General features: G+C 61.5%; 14 protein-coding genes. 3 read left to right on the forward strand and 11 right to left on the reverse strand.

All coding sequences use genetic code 11. The annotated features are described in order from the left end of the window. Positions 1-28: 28 nt before the first annotated feature. The 7 genes from nqrF to IG627_RS19010 form a co-directional block, all read right to left on the reverse strand. Positions 29-1,252, reverse strand: coding sequence for an NADH:ubiquinone reductase (Na(+)-transporting) subunit F (gene nqrF, locus IG627_RS18980; protein WP_193194602.1), 1,224 nt, complete (start codon positions 1,250-1,252; stop codon positions 29-31). 18 nt (positions 1,253-1,270) lie between these two features. Next, positions 1,271-1,879 carry an NADH:ubiquinone reductase (Na(+)-transporting) subunit E gene (nqrE, locus tag IG627_RS18985; protein WP_319024614.1) on the reverse strand — a complete coding sequence of 203 codons (609 nt, stop codon included), beginning with the start codon at positions 1,877-1,879 and terminating at the stop codon, positions 1,271-1,273. A 2-nt stretch (positions 1,880-1,881) separates the two neighbouring features. Continuing rightward, positions 1,882-2,553: an NADH:ubiquinone reductase (Na(+)-transporting) subunit D gene (locus IG627_RS18990; RefSeq protein WP_193194604.1), complete on the reverse strand. Its 672-nt coding sequence runs from the start codon at positions 2,551-2,553 to the stop codon at positions 1,882-1,884. Positions 2,554-2,555: 2 nt separating this feature from the next. Next, on the reverse strand, positions 2,556-3,338 hold the full coding sequence (locus tag IG627_RS18995; protein WP_193194606.1) for a Na(+)-translocating NADH-quinone reductase subunit C: 783 nt from the start codon (positions 3,336-3,338) through the stop codon (positions 2,556-2,558). Continuing rightward, positions 3,331-4,542 (reverse strand): NADH:ubiquinone reductase (Na(+)-transporting) subunit B, encoded by a 1,212-nt coding sequence (locus IG627_RS19000; protein ID WP_193194608.1) that lies wholly within the window; start codon positions 4,540-4,542, stop codon positions 3,331-3,333. Before IG627_RS19000 ends, IG627_RS18995 begins: the two co-directional genes overlap by 8 nt. 2 nt (positions 4,543-4,544) lie before the next feature. Continuing rightward, positions 4,545-5,885 (reverse strand): Na(+)-translocating NADH-quinone reductase subunit A, encoded by a 1,341-nt coding sequence (locus tag IG627_RS19005; RefSeq protein WP_193194610.1) that lies wholly within the window; start codon positions 5,883-5,885, stop codon positions 4,545-4,547. A 533-nt stretch (positions 5,886-6,418) separates the two neighbouring features. Beyond that, a complete protein-coding gene (locus IG627_RS19010) occupies positions 6,419-7,882 on the reverse strand; it encodes a glyceraldehyde-3-phosphate dehydrogenase (protein ID WP_193194650.1) in 1,464 nt (487 codons plus the stop codon). 295 nt (positions 7,883-8,177) lie between these two features. On the opposite strand from IG627_RS19010, the gene mfd reads away from it, so the two are divergent. The 3 genes from mfd to IG627_RS19025 all read left to right on the forward strand — a co-directional run bounded on the left by mfd (position 8,178) and on the right by IG627_RS19025 (position 13,848). Continuing rightward, positions 8,178-11,657, forward strand: coding sequence for a transcription-repair coupling factor (gene mfd, locus IG627_RS19015; RefSeq protein WP_193194612.1), 3,480 nt, complete (start codon positions 8,178-8,180; stop codon positions 11,655-11,657). 130 nt (positions 11,658-11,787) lie between these two features. After that, positions 11,788-12,513, forward strand: a complete 726-nt coding sequence (locus tag IG627_RS19020; protein WP_193194615.1) for a CsiV family protein — start codon at positions 11,788-11,790, stop codon at positions 12,511-12,513. Between the two features lie 99 nt (positions 12,514-12,612). Next, complete coding sequence (locus IG627_RS19025) at positions 12,613-13,848, forward strand: DUF819 family protein (RefSeq protein WP_193194616.1); 1,236 nt, start codon at positions 12,613-12,615, stop codon at positions 13,846-13,848. 124 nt (positions 13,849-13,972) lie between these two features. Here IG627_RS19025 and IG627_RS19030 read toward each other — a convergent pair whose 3' ends face one another. The 4 genes from IG627_RS19030 to IG627_RS19045 form a co-directional block, all read right to left on the reverse strand. Further along, positions 13,973-14,212: a cold-shock protein gene (locus IG627_RS19030; protein WP_193194619.1), complete on the reverse strand. Its 240-nt coding sequence runs from the start codon at positions 14,210-14,212 to the stop codon at positions 13,973-13,975. A 288-nt stretch (positions 14,213-14,500) separates the two neighbouring features. Next, on the reverse strand, positions 14,501-15,589 hold the full coding sequence (locus tag IG627_RS19035; protein ID WP_193194652.1) for a mechanosensitive ion channel family protein: 1,089 nt from the start codon (positions 15,587-15,589) through the stop codon (positions 14,501-14,503). 84 nt (positions 15,590-15,673) lie between these two features. After that, positions 15,674-16,681, reverse strand: a complete 1,008-nt coding sequence (gene nagZ / locus IG627_RS19040) for a beta-N-acetylhexosaminidase (protein ID WP_193194621.1) — start codon at positions 16,679-16,681, stop codon at positions 15,674-15,676. Positions 16,682-16,886: 205 nt separating this feature from the next. After that, on the reverse strand, positions 16,887-17,519 hold the full coding sequence (locus IG627_RS19045; RefSeq protein ID WP_193194623.1) for a TetR/AcrR family transcriptional regulator: 633 nt from the start codon (positions 17,517-17,519) through the stop codon (positions 16,887-16,889). Between the last annotated feature and the right edge of the window lie 60 nt (positions 17,520-17,579).

Genomic DNA, 17,579 nt, shown 5'->3' on the forward strand with positions numbered 1-17,579 from the left:
ATTGCTTTTGGCAATTTAAGCTCCCCGATTATCCACCGAAGTCATCCAGCAGGATGTTGTCATCCTCTACGCCCAGATCCTTGAGCATATTGATAACAGCAGCGTTCATCATGGGCGGTCCGCACATGTAGTACTCGCAGTCTTCCGGCGCCGGGTGGTCCCTGAGGTAGTTCTCGTAGACCACATTGTGGATAAAGCCGGTGTAACCGGTCCAGTTGTCCTCCGGCTGCGGGTCGGACAGGGCCACATGCCACTGAAAGTTGTCGAACTCTGCCTGCAGACCGTTGTAGTCATCCTCGTAGAACATCTCGCGCAGGGAGCGGGCGCCGTACCAGAAGCTGATCTTGCGCTTGGAGTGCAGGCGCTTCAGCTGGTCGAAGATGTGCGAGCGCATCGGCGCCATACCGGCACCGCCGCCGATAAACACCATCTCGTTGTCGGTTTCCTTGGCGAAGAACTCACCGAAGGGACCGTACACCTTGATCTTGTCGCCCGGCTTGAGGCTGAAAACATAGGAAGACATCTGGCCCGGCGGCACACCTTCGGTGCGCGGCGGCGGAGTGGCGATACGGATGTTGAACTTCACAACGCCCTTCTCTTCCGGGTAGTTGGCCATGGAATAGGCACGCACCACCGGCTCGGTCACCTTGGATTCCAGGTTGAAGAAGCCGAAGTGCTCCCAGTCGCCGCGGTACTCTTTCTCGACTTCAAAATCGGAGAATTTCACGTGGTGGGGCGGCGCTTCCAGCTGTACGTAACCGCCAGCGCGGAAGTCGACGTTCTCACCTTCCGGCAGTTTCAGGGTCAGCTCTTTAATGAAGGTGGCCACGTTGGGGTTGGATTCCACAGTGCACTCCCACTGCTTCACACCGAACACCTCTTCGGGCACCTCGATTTCCATGTCCTGCTTGACCGCCACCTGGCAGGAGAGGCGCTTGCCCTCCTTCGCATCGCGCGGGGTGAAGTGGGCGGCCTCGGTCGGCAGCATGTCGCCGCCACCGGAATTGACCACGCACACGCACTGGGCGCAGCTGCCGCCGCCACCACAGGCGGAGGCTAGGAACAGGTTGTTGCCCGCCAGGGTCTGCAGCAGCTTGCCGCCGGCGGGGACGGTCAGGGTTTTCTCACCGTTGACCAGTATGTTGACGTTGCCGGTGTTTACCAGGCGCGAGCGGGCGACGAGGATCACCGCCACCAGCGCCAGCACTATGACGGTAAACATGGCTACGCCGAGGATGATTTCAATATTCATTCTATTGTGCTCCCCCGCTTAAATATCGATGCCGCCGAAGGACATAAAGCCCAGGGACATCAGGCCAACGGTAACAAAGGTGATGCCCAGGCCCTTGAGGCCATTCGGTACGTCGCTGTACTTCAGGCGCTCGCGAATACCTGCCAGGGCGACAATCGCCAGTGCCCAGCCGAGACCGGCGCCGAAGCCGTAGGCAACACTCTCACCGAAGTTGTACTCGCGCTCCACCATGAACAGAGAGGCACCCATGATGGCGCAGTTCACGGTGATCAGCGGCAGGAAGACACCCAGTGCGTTGTAGAGCGCCGGCACGTATTTATCCAGGAACATCTCCAGGATCTGCACCAGCGCGGCGATAACGCCGATATAGGACAACAGACCCAGGAAGCTCAGGTCCACGTCCGGGTAACCGGCCCAGGCCAGGGCGCCGTCTTTCAGCAGGTAGGTGTAGATCAGGTTGTTGACCGGCACTGTCAGCGTCAGTACCACGATCACCGCCACACCCAGGCCGAGAGCCGCCTCGATCTTCTTCGACACGGCCAGGAAGGTACACATGCCGAGGAAGAAGGCCAGCGCCATGTTTTCAACGAAAACGGCGCGAATAATCAACGAAATAAAATGTTCCACGATCAGGCCTCCTGCGCTTGCGCCGCTACAGCTTTAGAGTTGGGCGCAATCTTGAACTCGTCCTCTTCCACCTGCGCCGGCTTCCAGCTGCGGATGGCCCAGATAAACAGGCCGATCAGGAAGAAGGCGCTGGGCGGCAGCAGCAGCATGCCGTTGGGCACGTACCAACCACCGTTGTTGACGGTCTGCAGCAGTTCGACGCCGAACAGCTTGCCGGCACCGAAGAGTTCACGGATAACGGCGAGGCCGATCAGGATCACGCTGTAACCGAGACCGTTGCCGATACCATCGAAGAAACTCGGCAGCGGCGGGTTCTTCATGGCGAAGGCTTCCGCGCGGCCCATCACGATACAGTTGGTAATGATCAGGCCGACGAATACCGACAGCTGCTTGGAGATGTCGTAGGCCACCGCCTTGATCACCTGGTCCACCAGGATTACCAGCGACGCGATCACGGTCATCTGTACGATGATGCGGATGCTGTTCGGGATCTGGTTGCGGATCAGGGATACCGCCACGTTGGAACAGGCCACAACCGTAGTCAGTGCGATACACATAACCAGGGTGACCTGCAGCGAGCTGGTTACCGCCAGGGCGGAGCAGATACCGAGAATCTGCAGCGCGATCGGGTTGTTGTTAAAGACCGGCTCGAGCAGAGTATCTTTTACTTTCATGATTACGCCTCCCCTGCTTTCAGGTTTTCCAGGAAGGGACCGTAGCCCTCACTGCCCAGCCAGAAGTTGACCAGGTTATCGACGCCGTTACTGGTCAGGGTGGCACCGGACAGACCGTCCACCTGATGTGCGGCATTGGGGCTGTTCGGGTCGACGCTGCCCTTGATCACGTCGATGTCCACCTGACCGTCCTGGTCGTAGACGACCTTGCCAACCCACTGGGCTTTCCAGTTGGGATTGTCCACTTCACCGCCCAGTCCGGGGGTTTCCTTGTGCTCGTAGAAGCCGAGACCGCCAACGGTCTTGAGGTCGCTCTGCAGGGCGAGGAAGCCGTACAGCTGACCCCAGAGGCCGTAGCCGCGCACCGGCAGAACTATCTTCTGCAGTTCGCCGTCTTTCTCCACCAGGTACACCTCCTTGGTGTTTTCCCGGCGGATGATTTTGGCCTTGTCCTGCTCCGGCTCCAGCTTTTCGCTGGCGGACGGAATCTTGGACGCGGCGCGGCCGCTGCCACCCGCGGGAGCCTCATCGGTAAACTTACCGGTGCGCAGGTCCACGTATTTGATAGTTACGCTTTTGAAAGCCTGCTCAACTTCAGCTGCGCTGGCCTTGGTATCGCTGATCAGGCCGCCGGCCATCAGCACGTTGCGCTTCATATCCAGCTCGGCATTGGCCTCCTGAGCCGGCTTTAGCATCACCGCCGCGGTGGAAACTACCACCGAGCAGACGAGACACATCACCAGGGCAACCAGCAGCGTGCCCTTTACGGAATCTTTATTAGCCACGTGCCAACCTCCGTTTGATATGGGACTGCACCACAAAGTGGTCAAACAGCGGTGCGAACAGGTTGGCGAACAGAATCGCCAGCATCATGCCTTCCGGGAAGGCCGGGTTCACCACGCGAATCAATACACACATGACGCCGATCAGGATGCCGTACCACCAGCGGCCTGTGTCGGTCATGGCAGCGGATACCGGGTCGGTGGTCATGAAGATCAGGCCGAAGGCGAAGCCGCCAACCACCAGGTGCCAGTACCAGGGCACGTTGAACATCGGGTTGGTGTCGGAACCGATCATGTTGAACATGAATGCAGTGGCCATCATGCCCAGCAGGGTGCCGGCGACGATGCGCCAGCTGGCAATCTTCATAAACAACAGGATGGCGCCGGCGATCAGTATCGCGAGCGTCGAAGTCTCGCCGATGGAGCCGTGCATGCTGCCGAGGAAAGCGTCCATCCAGGTCAGCTGGCCGCCGGGCACGCCCACGGCGCCGTTCTGGATACCGTCGCTGGCCATAACGGACAGCGCGGTTGCGCCGGTATAACCGTCGACCGCGGTCCATACCGCGTCGCCGGACATGCTGGCCGGATAGGCGAAGAACAGGAAGGCGCGGCCGGTGAGTGCCGGGTTGAGGAAGTTCTTGCCGGTACCACCGAAGACTTCCTTGCCGACCACCACGCCGAAGCTGATACCCATGGCCACCATCCACAGCGGCAAGTCCGGAGGACAGGCCAGCGCGAACAGGATGGAAGTCACGAAGAAGCCCTCGTTGACCTCGTGGCCGCGAATTGCCGCAAACAGCACTTCCCAGATACCGCCGACCACAAAGGTGACGAAGTAGATGGGCAGGAAGTACATGGCACCGTGGACAAGGTTGTCCCACAGGCTGCCGGGATTGTAGCCGGACAGGGCGCCGATGATGGCGTGGCGCCAGCCGGCCAGTTCCGGATTGGTCATGCCTTCGATGATGGTGTTGGCCTGGAAGCCGACGTTCCACATACCGTAGAACATCGGGATCATGGCACAGGCCCAGACGCTGATCATGATGCGCTTCAGGTCAATGCCGTCGCGTACATGCGCCGTGCCCTTGGTGGTGTCCGCGGGCTGGAAAAGGCCGGTGTCTACCGCCTCGTAGAGCGCGTAGAACTTTTCGTATTTGCCGCCCTTGTGGAAGTGCGGCTCAATGGAATCGAGGAATTTGCGCAACATCCTTAACCCTCCTTCTCAATACGGGTGAGGTTGTCCCGCAAAATGGGGCCGTATTCGTACTTGCCCGGGCACACGAAGGTGCACAGCGCCAGGTCTTCTTCGTCCAGCTCCATAATTCCCAACTGCTGGGCGGTGGCGGTGTCGCCGACGATCAGCGCGCGCAGCAGCTGGGTCGGCAGCAGGTCCATCGGCACCACGCGCTCGTAGGTACCGATCGGCATCAGTGCGCGCTCGGAACCGTTGGTGCTGGTGGTGAAGGGGAACAGGCGGTGCTTGAACAGGCGCGACAGGTAGATCGGCAGTATAGAGAAACGCTTGTTGCCCGCGCGCAGGTAGTGCAGCAGGGGGCGCTCGCGGCCCTCTTCCAGCACGCTCACCTGGTTGTGGTAGCGACCCAGGTAGCCCAGCGGGCCGGCTGCAGTGCGGCCGCCGAAGACAGAACCGGACACCACGCGGTTGTCATTGCCCTCTATCTCGCCGGCAGTCAGCTCGTCCAGGCTGGCGCCCAGGCGAGTGCGCAGCAGGCGCGGCTTGCTGACGCGCGGGCCGCCCAGGGCGACAACGCGATCGGTGAACAGCTGGCCGGTAGTGAACAGCTTGCCGACGGCGATCACGTCCTGGTAGTTGATGGTGAACACGCTGCGACCGGGCTTGACCGGGCTCAGGAAGTGCACATGGGTACCGGAGAGACCCGCAGGGTGCGGGCCGGCAAAGGCCTCGCGGCGAATGTTGCCGGCGCTCGGCACCGGCACATCGGCGTCCGGCGCGGTGCAGACGTAGGTGACATCCGCCAGTTTGGACAGGATTTCCACACCCTGGGCGAAGGCGTCACGCTGCTCGGCGATCACCAGCACCGGGTCCGCCGCCAGCGGGTTGGTGTCCATTGCGTTGATAAAGATGGCTGCAGGCTCGGCGTCCAGGGCCGGCACCTTGCTGAAGGGACGGGTGCGCAGCGCGGCCCAGAGACCGGACTCGACCAGGTTCTCGATCACCTGCTCGCGGGTCAGGTTGGCCAGCTGGTCGGCGCTGTAGCTGGCGAACTGCTCCGCCTCGTCGCCGTCGATCTCGATGACCACGGACTGCAGCACACGGCGGGCACCGCGGTTGATCGCGACAACGCGACCCGCAGCGGGTGCGGTATAGCGCACGCCTTCGGTTTTCTTATCGGTAAACAGCAGCTGTCCGAGTTTGACGCTATCCCCCTCTGCCACCGCCATGGTCGGCTTCATCCCGTGGTAATCGGGGCCGAGCACAGCGACGGTCTTGAGTGCAGGGCCATCGTGGATGACCTGCTCGGGCGCGCCGGATATGGGTAAATCCAATCCCCGACGGATCTTTCTCATACGCCTATGCCTAAGTTTCTAGTTTAAAAAGTATGCAAAATGGCCTCGAAACTCAGACGCAGGGACCCGCGCCCGGATTGCGAAGCCAGATTGAGGAATTCTCGCGCTGCGAGGACTTATGCCGCTTAACCCCGGAATCGGGTGTGGAGAGAACTTCTCGGCGCACGGCGGCCTAGCAAAATCGCGCGCATTATAAAGATGGGCCAGGGGGTTTACCAGTGCACAAGCGGCCGAATTGGGCCCGGGGGAGGAAATTTTTGCTGCAAAAACAGGGAGATAGGGAGGGGAGAATGCGGAATGGTGAATGCGGAATACGCGACCAGGCGCCAGCGCAGCGTCAAGGCTGTGCCCGCGGTCCAGCTTTCGATGGCGCCGAAAGCCGGATCGCGGGCAGAGAACCGCCCTACACTGAGGGGCCGGGCCGCGTATTGACTCGGGCCATCCATGGCCCTTACCCTTCGGGCGCCTGCGGCGTCCAGATTTGTTCCCTACAAATTTGTCCTCATTCCGCATTCCTCATTCCGCATTCAAGATCAGTCCTGCAGCGGGAACAGCTTGTACCTGACGCCGGCCATATCCTCCAGGCAGCGCACCACCTGGCAGCTGTAGCCGAACTCGTTGTCATACCAGCAGTAGAGCACTGCGTTCTTGCCATCGACGATGGTGGCGATGGAGTCGAAGACACAGGCGCGGCGGGAGCCGACGAAGTCGCTGGACACCACTTCCGGGGAGTTTGTGTAGTCGATCTGCTGGCGCAGCGGTGAGTGCAGCGCCACATCGCGCATATACTCGTTCAGCTCGTCCTTGGTGGTCTCCTGACCCAGGTTCAGGTTCAGGATCGCCATGGAGACATTCGGGGTCGGTACGCGGATGGCGTTGCCGGTCAGCTTGCCCTTCAACTCAGGCAGCGCCTTGGCCACCGCCTTGGCGGCGCCTGTCTCGGTCAACACCATGTTCAGCGCGGCGGCGCGGCCGCGACGCTCACCCTTGTGGTAGTTGTCGATCAGGTTCTGGTCGTTGGTGTAGGCGTGCACCGTTTCAACGTGACCGTGCTCAACGCCGTACTTGTCCATCATCGCCTTCAGCACCGGCACAATCGCGTTGGTGGTACAGGAGGCCGCGGACAGTATCTTGTCCTGCTCGGTGATGTCGCCGTTGTTGATGCCGTAGACGATATTCTTGATATCCCCCTTGCCCGGCGCGGTCAGCAGTACCTTGGAAGCGCCCTTGCTCTCCAGGTGCTGGCTCAGGCCATCCTCGTCGCGCCATACGCCGGTGCTGTCGACAACGATGGCATCGTGGATGCCGTGCGCCGTGTAATCCACTTCCTGCGGGGAATTGGCGTAGATCACCTTGATCTCATTGCCGTTGCAGATCAGGGTATTGGTCTCCTCGTCGACGCGGATGGTGCCCTTGAAGGCGCCATGTACCGAGTCGCGACGTAGCAGCGAAGCGCGCTTGACCAGGTCGTTATCGGCCTTGCCCTTGCGCAGCACAATGGCACGCAGGCGCAGCACGTCGCCACTGCCGGCCTTGTCGATCAGCAGGCGCGCCACCAGGCGACCGATGCGGCCGAAGCCGTAGATGACAACATCTTTGGGTTCCGGCAGCGGGGTACCGGCACCTTCCGCATCCGCCAGCTCTTCCTTGACGAACTGGTCCACGGACAGGCCGCGGTCATCGCGCATGTATTTGTTGGTCAGGGTGCCCAGATCGATGTGCACGGGGCCCAGTTCCAGCTTGCAGATAGCTTCCAGCACCGGGAAGGATTCGAATTCTGAAAGTTCGTTCTCCTCCACCTGCCGCACAAAGCGGTGCGCCTTCATAATGCTCAGCACTGAGCGGTTCACCAGGTTGCGGCCATACATATAGACACCGACGTTGCGCTCACGGTTGAGCTTGCCAATCATCGGGATCATGGATTCGGCCAGCGCTTCGCGCTCCTTCCAGTCCTTGAAAAAGTCCGCGGGCTTCGGTCGCTTCTGAGTCACAGTCAGACACCTCTGCAATGTGTTTGATAGGCAGGAATATCACGGCTCCGCGGGGAAGCCCCGGGGGCGCGTGGCTGCGGAATATATGCATTACACCCCAGTGGCGCAACCGGGCAAAAAAGCGGCAAAATTCTGTAGTTAAACTACCGACTCACCCAATCCCAATCTTTTCCCGCTCGCCTCTATAGAGGGGAGCACCAGGCAGCCAGAAATCCACAGTCACTGCACCGACGGTCGTTCACCGCTACAATAGCGTCCCCCTGACCCAGCCCCGACTGAAAGTGCGGATATATAAGGAAAGATGACCGATTTACACCCCCTCTCCCCGCCCCCCTTTCGCTCCCCCAGTGACCGACAGTTCTGGGGCCAGCTGCACGGCGCGGCGGCCGCACTGGCAATTCTCAACGCGGCGCGCGACAGGAATGCCCCCAGCCTGCTGATCGCCCGCGACAGCCTGGAGGCGCACCGCCTCGAGGTGCAGCTGAAATTTTTTAACAAACGCGGGAGAGATGCCGCCGTCGGCGGGGAACTGGAAATCTTCCACTTCCCCGATTGGGAGATACTGCCCTACGACACCTTTTCGCCGCACCAGGACATCATCTCCGATCGCCTGGCCACCCTCTACCGGCTGCCACACATGGGCAGTGGTATTGTCATAGTGCCGGTCAGCACCCTGATGCACCGCTTGCCGCCGCGGGACTATGTGGCCGGCAATGCGCTGATATTGCGCGAGGGACAGCAGTTCGACACCAATGTCCAGCGCCGTCTGCTGGAACAGGCCGGCTACCACTGCGTAGACACCGTCTACGAGCACGGCGAATTCGCGGTGCGCGGCTCGCTGATGGACATTTACCCGATGGGCAGCCGCCTGCCCTACCGCATCGACCTGTTCGATGACGAGATAGAGTCCCTGCGCACCTTCGATCCGGAGAACCAGCGCACCGTCGACAGGGTCGAAAGCATTCACCTGCTGCCAGCGCGGGAGTTTCCGCTGCACAAGGCGGCGCTGGCGGAATTCCTGCAGAACTGGCACGAGCAGTTCGACTGCGACCCCAGCCTGGTGCCCATCTACCAGGATATCAGCGCCGGCATAGCCCCGGCCGGTATCGAGTACTACCTGCCGCTGTTCTTTGGCGGCAACTGTGCCAGCCTGTTCGACTACCTGCCGGAGGGCAGCCAGGCCTTTGTACAGGGGGAGCTGCAGCAGCCGCTGGATAACTTCTGGCGCGAAGTCGGCAACCGGTATGAGAGCCGCTGTGGAGACCTGACCCGCCCGGTCCTGCAGCCACGGCAGATACTGCTGGACATCGCCGAGTTCAACGGGGCCCTGAAGGCGATGCCGCGGGCGATCTTCTCGGCTGAGACGTTGCCGGACGCCCAGGGCAACTACAACTTCGCCAGCGAGATTCCGCCCAGCCTGCCGGTGGACGGAAAATCCGAGCAACCACTGGCGGCACTGGAGAGCTACCTGATGGAGCACTCCGGCAGAGTGCTCTTCTGCGCCGAGAGCGGTGGCCGCCGCGAGGCGCTGCTGGAACTGCTGGGCGGCATTCGCCTGCAACCGGTGCAGTTCGACTGCTGGAGCGCCTTTCTCGACAGCGACGAGTCGATCGGCATCACCGTTTCCCCACTGGACCAGGGGCTGAAACTGGCGGAGCCCGCCGTCGAGCTGATCGCCGAGCCGCAGCTGTTCGGCGAGCGGGTGCTACAGCAGCGGCGGCGCAAGAAGGCCAAGGACGACGCCGACAACGCGGTGAAGAACCTGGCGGAACTGCGCCCGGGCGCGCCGGTGGTCCACATCGACCACGGCGTCGGCCGCTACCGCGGCCTGCAGAGCCTGGAGATCGACGGCCAGCCAGCGGAATTCCTGACCCTGGAGTACGCTGACGAGGCCAAGCTGTATGTACCGGTGGCCAGCCTGCACCTGATCAGCCGCTACTCTGGCGCCGACGAGGCGCTGGCGCCGCAACACCGGCTCGGCAGCGAGCAGTGGCAGAAAGCCAAGCGCAAGGCGGCGGAAAAGGTGCGCGACGCCGCCGCGGAACTGCTGGATATCTACGCCCGCCGTGAGGCCCGCGTCGGTCACGCCTTCGCCGACCCCGGCCTGGCCTACCGCGAGTTCACCGCCGGCTTTCCCTTCGAGGAGACGCCGGACCAGCAGCAGGCCATTGAGGCGGTGGTCGCCGATATGCTGTCGAAAAAACCGATGGATCGTTTGGTCTGCGGCGATGTAGGTTTCGGAAAAACCGAAGTGGCGATGCGTGCGGCCTTCGTCGCCGCCCATGCCGGCAAGCAGGTGGCCATGCTGGTGCCCACCACCCTGCTGGCCCAGCAGCACTTTCAATCCTTCCAGGACCGCTTCGCCGACTGGCCGGTAAACGTCGAGGTGATCTCGCGCTTCCGCTCGGGGAAAGAGGTAGACAGCGTCAAGGACAAGGTGGCGAGCGGTGCGGTGGATATCCTGGTCGGCACCCACAAGCTGCTGCAGAGCGACCTGGACTTCAAGAACCTGGGCCTGCTGATCATCGACGAGGAGCACCGCTTCGGCGTGCGCCAGAAGGAGCGATTGAAGAGCCTGCGCGCCGAAGTGGATATCCTCGCCATGACCGCGACGCCGATTCCACGCACCCTGAATATGGCCATGGCCGGGATCCGCGACCTGTCGGTGATCGCCACGCCGCCGGCGCGACGGCTGTCGGTGAAGACCTTCGTGCGCGAGCGCGACGAGGCGCTGATCAAGGAGGCGGTGTTGCGGGAGATACTGCGTGGCGGCCAGGTGTACTTCCTGCACAACGAGGTCAAGAGCATCGAGCGCATCGCCCGCGAGCTGCAGGAGCTGGTGCCCGAGGCACGTGTCGGCATAGGTCACGGGCAGATGCGCGAGCGCGAGCTGGAACAGGTGATGAGCGACTTCTACCACAAGCGCTTCAACGTCCTGGTCTGCACTACCATTATCGAGACCGGCATCGACGTGCCCACGGCCAATACCATCCTGATCGAGCGCGCGGACAAGTTCGGCCTGGCCCAGCTGCACCAGCTGCGCGGCCGTGTCGGTCGCTCCCACCACCAGGCCTACGCCTACCTGCTGACACCGAACAAGCGCGCCATGACCGGCGACGCCGTCAAGCGCCTGGAAGCCATCAGCGAAGCCCAGGACCTGGGCGCCGGCTTCACCCTGGCCACCCACGACCTGGAGATCCGCGGCGCCGGTGAACTGCTGGGCGAGGAGCAGAGCGGCCAGATCCAGAGTGTCGGCTTCACCCTCTATATGGAGATGCTCGACCACGCGGTGAAAGCCATCCGCGAGGGCAGGACTCCCAATATCGACGAGCCGCTGGAATCCCCCGCGGTGGATGTGAACCTGCGGGTGCCGGCGCTGATCCCGGAGGACTACCTGCCGGACGTGCACGGCCGGCTGATGATGTACAAGCGCATCGCCAACGCCGCCGACAGCCAGGCACTGAAGGAGCTGCAGGTCGAGATGATCGACCGCTTCGGCCTGCTGCCGGAACCGGTCAAACACCTGTTCCGCACCACCGAGATCAAACTCCAGGCCGACGCCATGGGTATCCGCAAGCTGGAGGCCTCGGCCGCCCGGGGACGTATCGAATTTGCGGACAATGCCCGGGTGGATCCGCTGACTCTGGTTAAGATGGTGCAGACAGAGCCCGGCCGCTACCAGCTGCAGGGTGCCAACCAGCTGAACTTCAGCCTGGACGAGGAAGGGCCGGACCAGCGCCTGCAACAGGTGGCCGGAGTGTTGGAGCGGCTGGCGCAGTGATATTATTTCGCGACTGGAGGTTCGGGACTCGGGACCATCGTAGGGTGCACCGTGCGCACCATCCAGCCTCAATGGTGCGCGCGGCGCACCCTACGGGTACACACGACATAATGACTACAGCGGTATTTTCATGACCAGAATCATTCAACTCGGCTCCGCCCTGCTGCTGGCTATAGCGGCAGCAAGCGCCCAGGCGGCCAACTACGCCGGCACCACCTTCGAAATCGAGATGATCGTCTTCGAGCGCCCCCAGGGCATGGAGCAGTCCCGTGAGACCTGGCCGACGGCGCCGCGCCTGCAGTACCCGAGCCGCTGGGTCGATTTCGATACCGCCAGGGGCGGCTCCCTGTTCCTGTCCCCCGCCGCTACCCGGCTGGACAACAAGGCCGCAGCACTGACCCGCGGAGGCGACCGGGTGCTGTTCCACAAGGCCTGGCGCCAGGTGCTGCAGCAGAAGCGCAACTCCCCGGCTATCCTGATTTCCGGCGGTGACCGCGCCGGGGATCAGAGTCGGCTCGGTGGCAGTGTCACCCTGAGCGTATCCCGTTACCTGCACCTGAGCACCAACCTGTGGCTGAGCGAATTCGCTGCGGCCGGTGCCGACAGCGGTATCCCGCTGCCCCGGCGCCCTGTCGCGACCACCGAAGAGCCCCTGGACCTGGCCAGTGAAGCCGGTGATTTCCAGGCCGCCGCGGCGAGCGCCTTCGCAGCGCAGCCTCAGCAAGCCGTATACGCCCAGCACCTTGTCCCCCTGCAGGCCGAGCGCCGCATGCGCAGCGGCGAGCTGCACTATATCGACCACCCGGCCTTCGGCATCCTGATCGAAGTCCGCACCGTCAGTGGCAGTGATGAGTAATCAGCGGTAAGTGGCCGGTGACCGCAACTCCCGCGGTCACCTGACCATCGCTGCTCCTCTCTGACCACCAACCACCAGCTACCAACCACTCTAAAAATAATGATTACCAACGACGCCATTATTCTCGGCATGCTCGCCGCCATCCTCGGCTTTGTCTTTTACACCGCCGGCAGCGAGCACCGCTTCTGGAAACGCTTTTATCGCATAGTACCTACGGTGCTGATGTGCTACTTCCTACCCTCCCTGCTCGCCACCTTCGGCATAATTGACGTGGAGAACTCAAAGCTTTACTACGTCGCCTCCCGCTATCTGCTGCCGGCGAGCCTGGTGCTGCTGACGCTGAGCATCGACCTCAAGGCCATCGTGAACCTCGGCCCCAAGGCGCTGGTGCTGTTCCTGACCGGCACCCTGGGCATTGTGATCGGCGGCCCCATCGCCCTGCTGCTGCTGTCCGCCATTCACCCGGAAATCCTCAATGTGGGCGGGCCGGGTGAGGTATGGCGCGGCATGACCACGGTGGCCGGTAGCTGGATCGGCGGCAGTGCCAACCAGACGGCGATGAAGGAGGTGTTCGATGTGGGCGATCAGGTCTTCTCGGCCATGGTGGCCGTGGATGTGATAGTGGCCAATATCTGGATGGCCGTACTGCTGGTCATGGCCGGCAACGCCAGGAAACTCGACGAGCGCCGCGGGGCCGACACCAGTGCGATCGCGGTACTGCGGGAAAAGGTGGAGGCGCTGCAGAAAAAGCACGCGCGCATCCCGAGCCTGCCGGACCTGATGCTGATCGCCGCCATCTGCTTCGGTGTGACCGCTATCGCCCACGCCGCTGCCGACCAGATAGCGCCCTGGTTCCAGGAGCATGCACCACAGACGGCGCGCTTCAGCTTTACCAGCCAGTTTTTCTGGTTAGTGATAATCGCCACCACCATAGGGGTATCGCTGGCCTTCTCCCCGGCAAAGAAACTGGAGGGCGCCGGCGCCTCCAAGATCGGTTCGGTATTTATCTATTTCCTGATCGCCACCATCGGCACCCATATGAATATCACCGCCCTGAAAGACAGCCCCGAGCTGTTTGTACTGGGCGCTACCTGGATGGCGGTGCACGCGGGTTTGATGCTGCTGGTAGCCAAGCTGATCAAGGCACCGACCTTCTTTATGGCGGTAGGCAGCCAGGCCAATGTGGGGGGTGCGGCTTCAGCGCCGGTGGTGGCGGCGGCCTTCCACCCGTCACTGGCGCCGGTGGGGGTTCTGCTGGCGGTACTGGGCTATGCCCTGGGCACCTATGCGGCCTGGTTCTGCGGCCAGCTGCTGCGGGTTGTCGGCGGGGGTTAGTCAGCGGTCAGCGGTCAGCGGTCAGCGGTAGCAGGCTACACACTCCACCAAAGGCCACTCATCACCTCACCTCGGCAAGCAAACAAAAACCCGGCCGCGGGACAAACCCCCGGCCGGGGTTTTGTTAAAAGGTCACGGTGGGCGGGAAACACTCACAGGGAACAACATCTTCCGCCAGCAATCCTTTGTCACCCTGCTGCATTTCAAACTCTACCGCCTGACCCTCGTTCAGGGTTTTATAACCCTCACCGCGAATGCTGCGGTAGTGAACGAAAATATCTTCAGTTCCTTCTCCACAGGTGATGAAGCCATAACCACGGGCGTTATTAAACCACTTCACTGTACCTGTAACGCGATCACTCATTGAGACAACCTCATTATTGTTATTGCGTTCACCTCTTTAACCTCTGCGGGCAAGAGGGGTAAACGCCACCCCAATATCAGCAAACGACCGAACGCCGATTACTGTCTTGCACTGTCCACCAAGTCGGACTCGATGTACGTAGTTCGATTCTTAGATAAAACGGCGCCAGTGTCTAGGTTTCTATGTGAAATAAATACTAAGGTTTATAAATAATGCGCAATAAATCGCCAATAATGAAATTCAATTCTCCAATAACTGTCCTTTTGTGCTTTAAGTTACTCCCGTCCATCAACTGTCTAACGCGGCTTCGCGCGTTAATGCAGGAATTTCCGCTATATGCAGGGTTGATGTCGGGAAAGCACAGGAACCGCCGTATCCTTCGATTATCCGCAATATGGTGAGCAGGATATCCTGCTTAATTTCGTGATATCGCACCCAATCGGTCGTATTGGTAAAGGTGTAAATAAAGAAATCCAGTGAAGACGGGGCAAAACTATTGAAGTTTACGATTAACGTCTGGTTGGAATCGATTTCAGGATGCTGCTGCAGCATGGCTTTTACATCGGTAACTATAGCCGGCATCAAATGCGCATCCTCATAGCGAATACCGATGGTCTCGTATATACGCCGATTCAACATACGCGAGGGATTCTCTACCGCTATCTGGGTGAATATGCCATTGGGGATATAGAGCGGCCGCTTATCGAAAGTGCGAATCCGGGTAAGGCGCCAGCCGATATCCTCCACAGTGCCCTCGATGTTCCTGTCCGGCGAACGCACCCAGTCACCCACGGCAAAAGGCCTGTCCAGGTAGATCATCAGGCCACCGAAAAAGTTGGCCAGCAGATCCTTGGCCGCAAAACCCACCGCCAGGCCGCCGATGCCACCAAATGCCAGAACACCGCTGATGCTGTAACCGAGGAACTGCATGACCACCATGGCCGCAGTGATCAGGATCGAGGCCCGCACCAGCTTGCCCACCGCCCGCACCGTGGTCGCGTCCATCGGCTTGCCCATATAGCGGGGGTCGCGCAGGTTTCGCTCCACACTGTGCGAGAAGCGCCAGGCAAACCAGGTGAGCACCAGTATCAGCCCTATCTCCCGCGCCGGCTCCGCGAGGGAGAAAATGTCTGCGCCTGTCGCCACGCCCGCCCGGCCAGCGGCCACGGTCAGGCCCAACAGCCAGATCAATGCGGGACCGGGGGGCGTCAGTGCACCGACCAGGGCATCATCCCAGGGGTTTACTGTACGCTCCGCGCGCTGTGCCAGTCGCTGGACGAAACGCCCGAACAGCCACGCAGCCAGGGCTGTCGCCAGCACTATCATGAAAATTGCCACTATCCAGAACCGATTGTCCCCCAGCCAGGACAGCAACATTCCCTCTACGGATTCCACTGACAACTACTCCTCATCTCTGCAAAGATATTCTTGTGATCACAGCTTCCGGGCGGGCGCACTCCCCTACCCCATGATGGAAGCCAGCCAGCTGCGGGTACTCTGCCAGCGCTCGCTGGCTTCCAGCTCTGCCCAGGATTTTATCGCGGGCCTGCCGCGCATGCGTTGCAGCCTGTCACTGGATTCGCGCGACGGCGAGAATCCCTCCAGTGCTTTGAGCGCTTCCAGGGCCCCGGTGCGATTGTTGCAGACCACACCCATATCGCATCCGGCGTCCATGGCCGCCCTGATCCGGCTGCCGTAGCCACCGGCGGCGCCGGCGCCCTCCATGGACAGATCATCGCTGAAAATGACTCCGTCGAAGCCCAGCCTGCCGCGCAGCACCTCCTGGAGCCAGTAGCGGGAGAAACCCACCGGCTGGCTGTCCACCTGCACGAAGCGGATATGCGCGGGCATGACTGCATCCAGCTCTCCCGCCCGGATACACTCGATAAACGGCAGCGCGTCGGAATCCATCACCCGATCGAGGTCGCGCTCGTCCTCGGGCAGCTCCTCGTGACTGTCCTCGAGCACGTGGCCGTGCCCGGGAAAATGCTTGCCAGTAGTGGCCATTCCCGCATCGTGCATACCCTGCATAAACGGACGCACCCGCGCGGCCACCTGCGCGGGATCCGCGCAGAAACTGCGGTCGCCGACGATGCGGCAGTGCCGGTCGTCCGCGTCCAGCACCGGTGCGAAGCTGAAATCCAGGCCCACGGCGAGCAGCTCTGCCGCCAGCAGCCAGCCCACATCCCGCAGCCGCTCGCTGTCGGCCTCGGCACACAGGGCCTGCATCGATGGCAACCGCGTGAACTGGTCGCGAAAGCGCTGCACGCGGCCGCCCTCCTGGTCCACCGCCAGCAGGATCTCCGGGCGCTCCTCGCGGATGGCCGCCACCAGGTCCTGCAGCTGCCCGCGATCGCGGTAGTTGCGCGCAAAAAAGATGAGCCCACCCACCAGTGGGTGCCGCAGCAATTCGCGGTCCTCCGCGGTCAATTGCTGTCCGTCGATGTCGATCATTACCGGGCCGAGCATAGGAACTCCTCCTTAATGCGGAATGATGAATGCGGAATGCGGAATGATGAATGCGGAATGCGGAATGCGGAATGCGCGCGCGGGCCCTATGCCACCCGGAAGGGAATGGTCCGCGGCCGCACTTCCAGGCACCCCTGAACTTCGATCGCGGCCACCGGCCGCTCCTACAGCAGGGGGTCCCTCGCGATTCCACATTCCGCATTCCTCATTCCGCATTTACTTTAAGCATCGCTGCCGCCGCGGGCACCAGGCGCTCCAGGGTTTCGGGCAGGCTGCTCTGCGCGCCAAAATCCTCTCTCAGGATAGCCTCGATGGCGTCGTAGCTCGACAGGGTAAAAATGGTCGCCCCGAGCATAAAGTAGAGGCGCCAGTAGAAGGTCACCGGATCCAGCCCCGGCAGCGCCTGGGCCAGCAGGCCGGCGAAGCGGCGATAGCTGTCCCCGTAGCGGGACACGATAAAGCGGCGCAGGTGGCCCTGGTACTGGGTGTAGGCGAGCCCGAGCAGCCGCATAAAGCGCTGTGGGTCCCGACCCTGCTCGGCCAGACTGCCCATGCCCACGCGGTAGAGGCTCTCCAGCAGGCCTTCCACGGTCAACGTCTGCCCCTCGGCGACACGCCGATCCAGCTCCCTGACCAGGGCGTCGGTAAAAGGCGTCAAAAAGCGCTCGAATACCGCCTGAATCAATTCTTTTTTGGAGCCGAAATGATAATTTACAGCGGCGAGATTGACGCCGGCAGTACTGGTGATGGTGCGCAGGGAAGTCTCGGTGAAGCCGCGCTCGGCAAACAGCACCTCCGCCGCATCCAGTATCCGACTGACGGTATCCGTCTGGCTCATAGGGTTCAAACCAACATTTAAAACAGTTGTTTAGTACCGAGTCAGATTAGCACATTCCGC

This window comes from Microbulbifer taiwanensis, assembly GCF_014904815.1.
Classification (GTDB): Bacteria; Pseudomonadota; Gammaproteobacteria; order Pseudomonadales; family Cellvibrionaceae; genus Microbulbifer; species Microbulbifer taiwanensis.

Coding starts and splice junctions, on each gene's coding strand:
- nagZ (WP_193194621.1), bottom strand. CDS start 16,681: ATGCTCGGCCCGGTAATGATCGACATCGACGGACAGCAATTGACCGCG.
- IG627_RS19020 (WP_193194615.1), top strand. CDS start 11,788: ATGACCAGAATCATTCAACTCGGCTCCGCCCTGCTGCTGGCTATAGCG.
- mfd (WP_193194612.1), top strand. CDS start 8,178: ATGACCGATTTACACCCCCTCTCCCCGCCCCCCTTTCGCTCCCCCAGT.
- IG627_RS19025 (WP_193194616.1), top strand. CDS start 12,613: ATGATTACCAACGACGCCATTATTCTCGGCATGCTCGCCGCCATCCTC.
- IG627_RS19030 (WP_193194619.1), bottom strand. CDS start 14,212: ATGAGTGATCGCGTTACAGGTACAGTGAAGTGGTTTAATAACGCCCGT.
- nqrF (WP_193194602.1), bottom strand. CDS start 1,252: ATGAATATTGAAATCATCCTCGGCGTAGCCATGTTTACCGTCATAGTG.
- IG627_RS19005 (WP_193194610.1), bottom strand. CDS start 5,885: ATGAGAAAGATCCGTCGGGGATTGGATTTACCCATATCCGGCGCGCCC.
- IG627_RS19035 (WP_193194652.1), bottom strand. CDS start 15,589: ATGTTGCTGTCCTGGCTGGGGGACAATCGGTTCTGGATAGTGGCAATT.
- IG627_RS19045 (WP_193194623.1), bottom strand. CDS start 17,519: ATGAGCCAGACGGATACCGTCAGTCGGATACTGGATGCGGCGGAGGTG.
- IG627_RS19000 (WP_193194608.1), bottom strand. CDS start 4,542: ATGTTGCGCAAATTCCTCGATTCCATTGAGCCGCACTTCCACAAGGGC.
- IG627_RS18990 (WP_193194604.1), bottom strand. CDS start 2,553: ATGAAAGTAAAAGATACTCTGCTCGAGCCGGTCTTTAACAACAACCCG.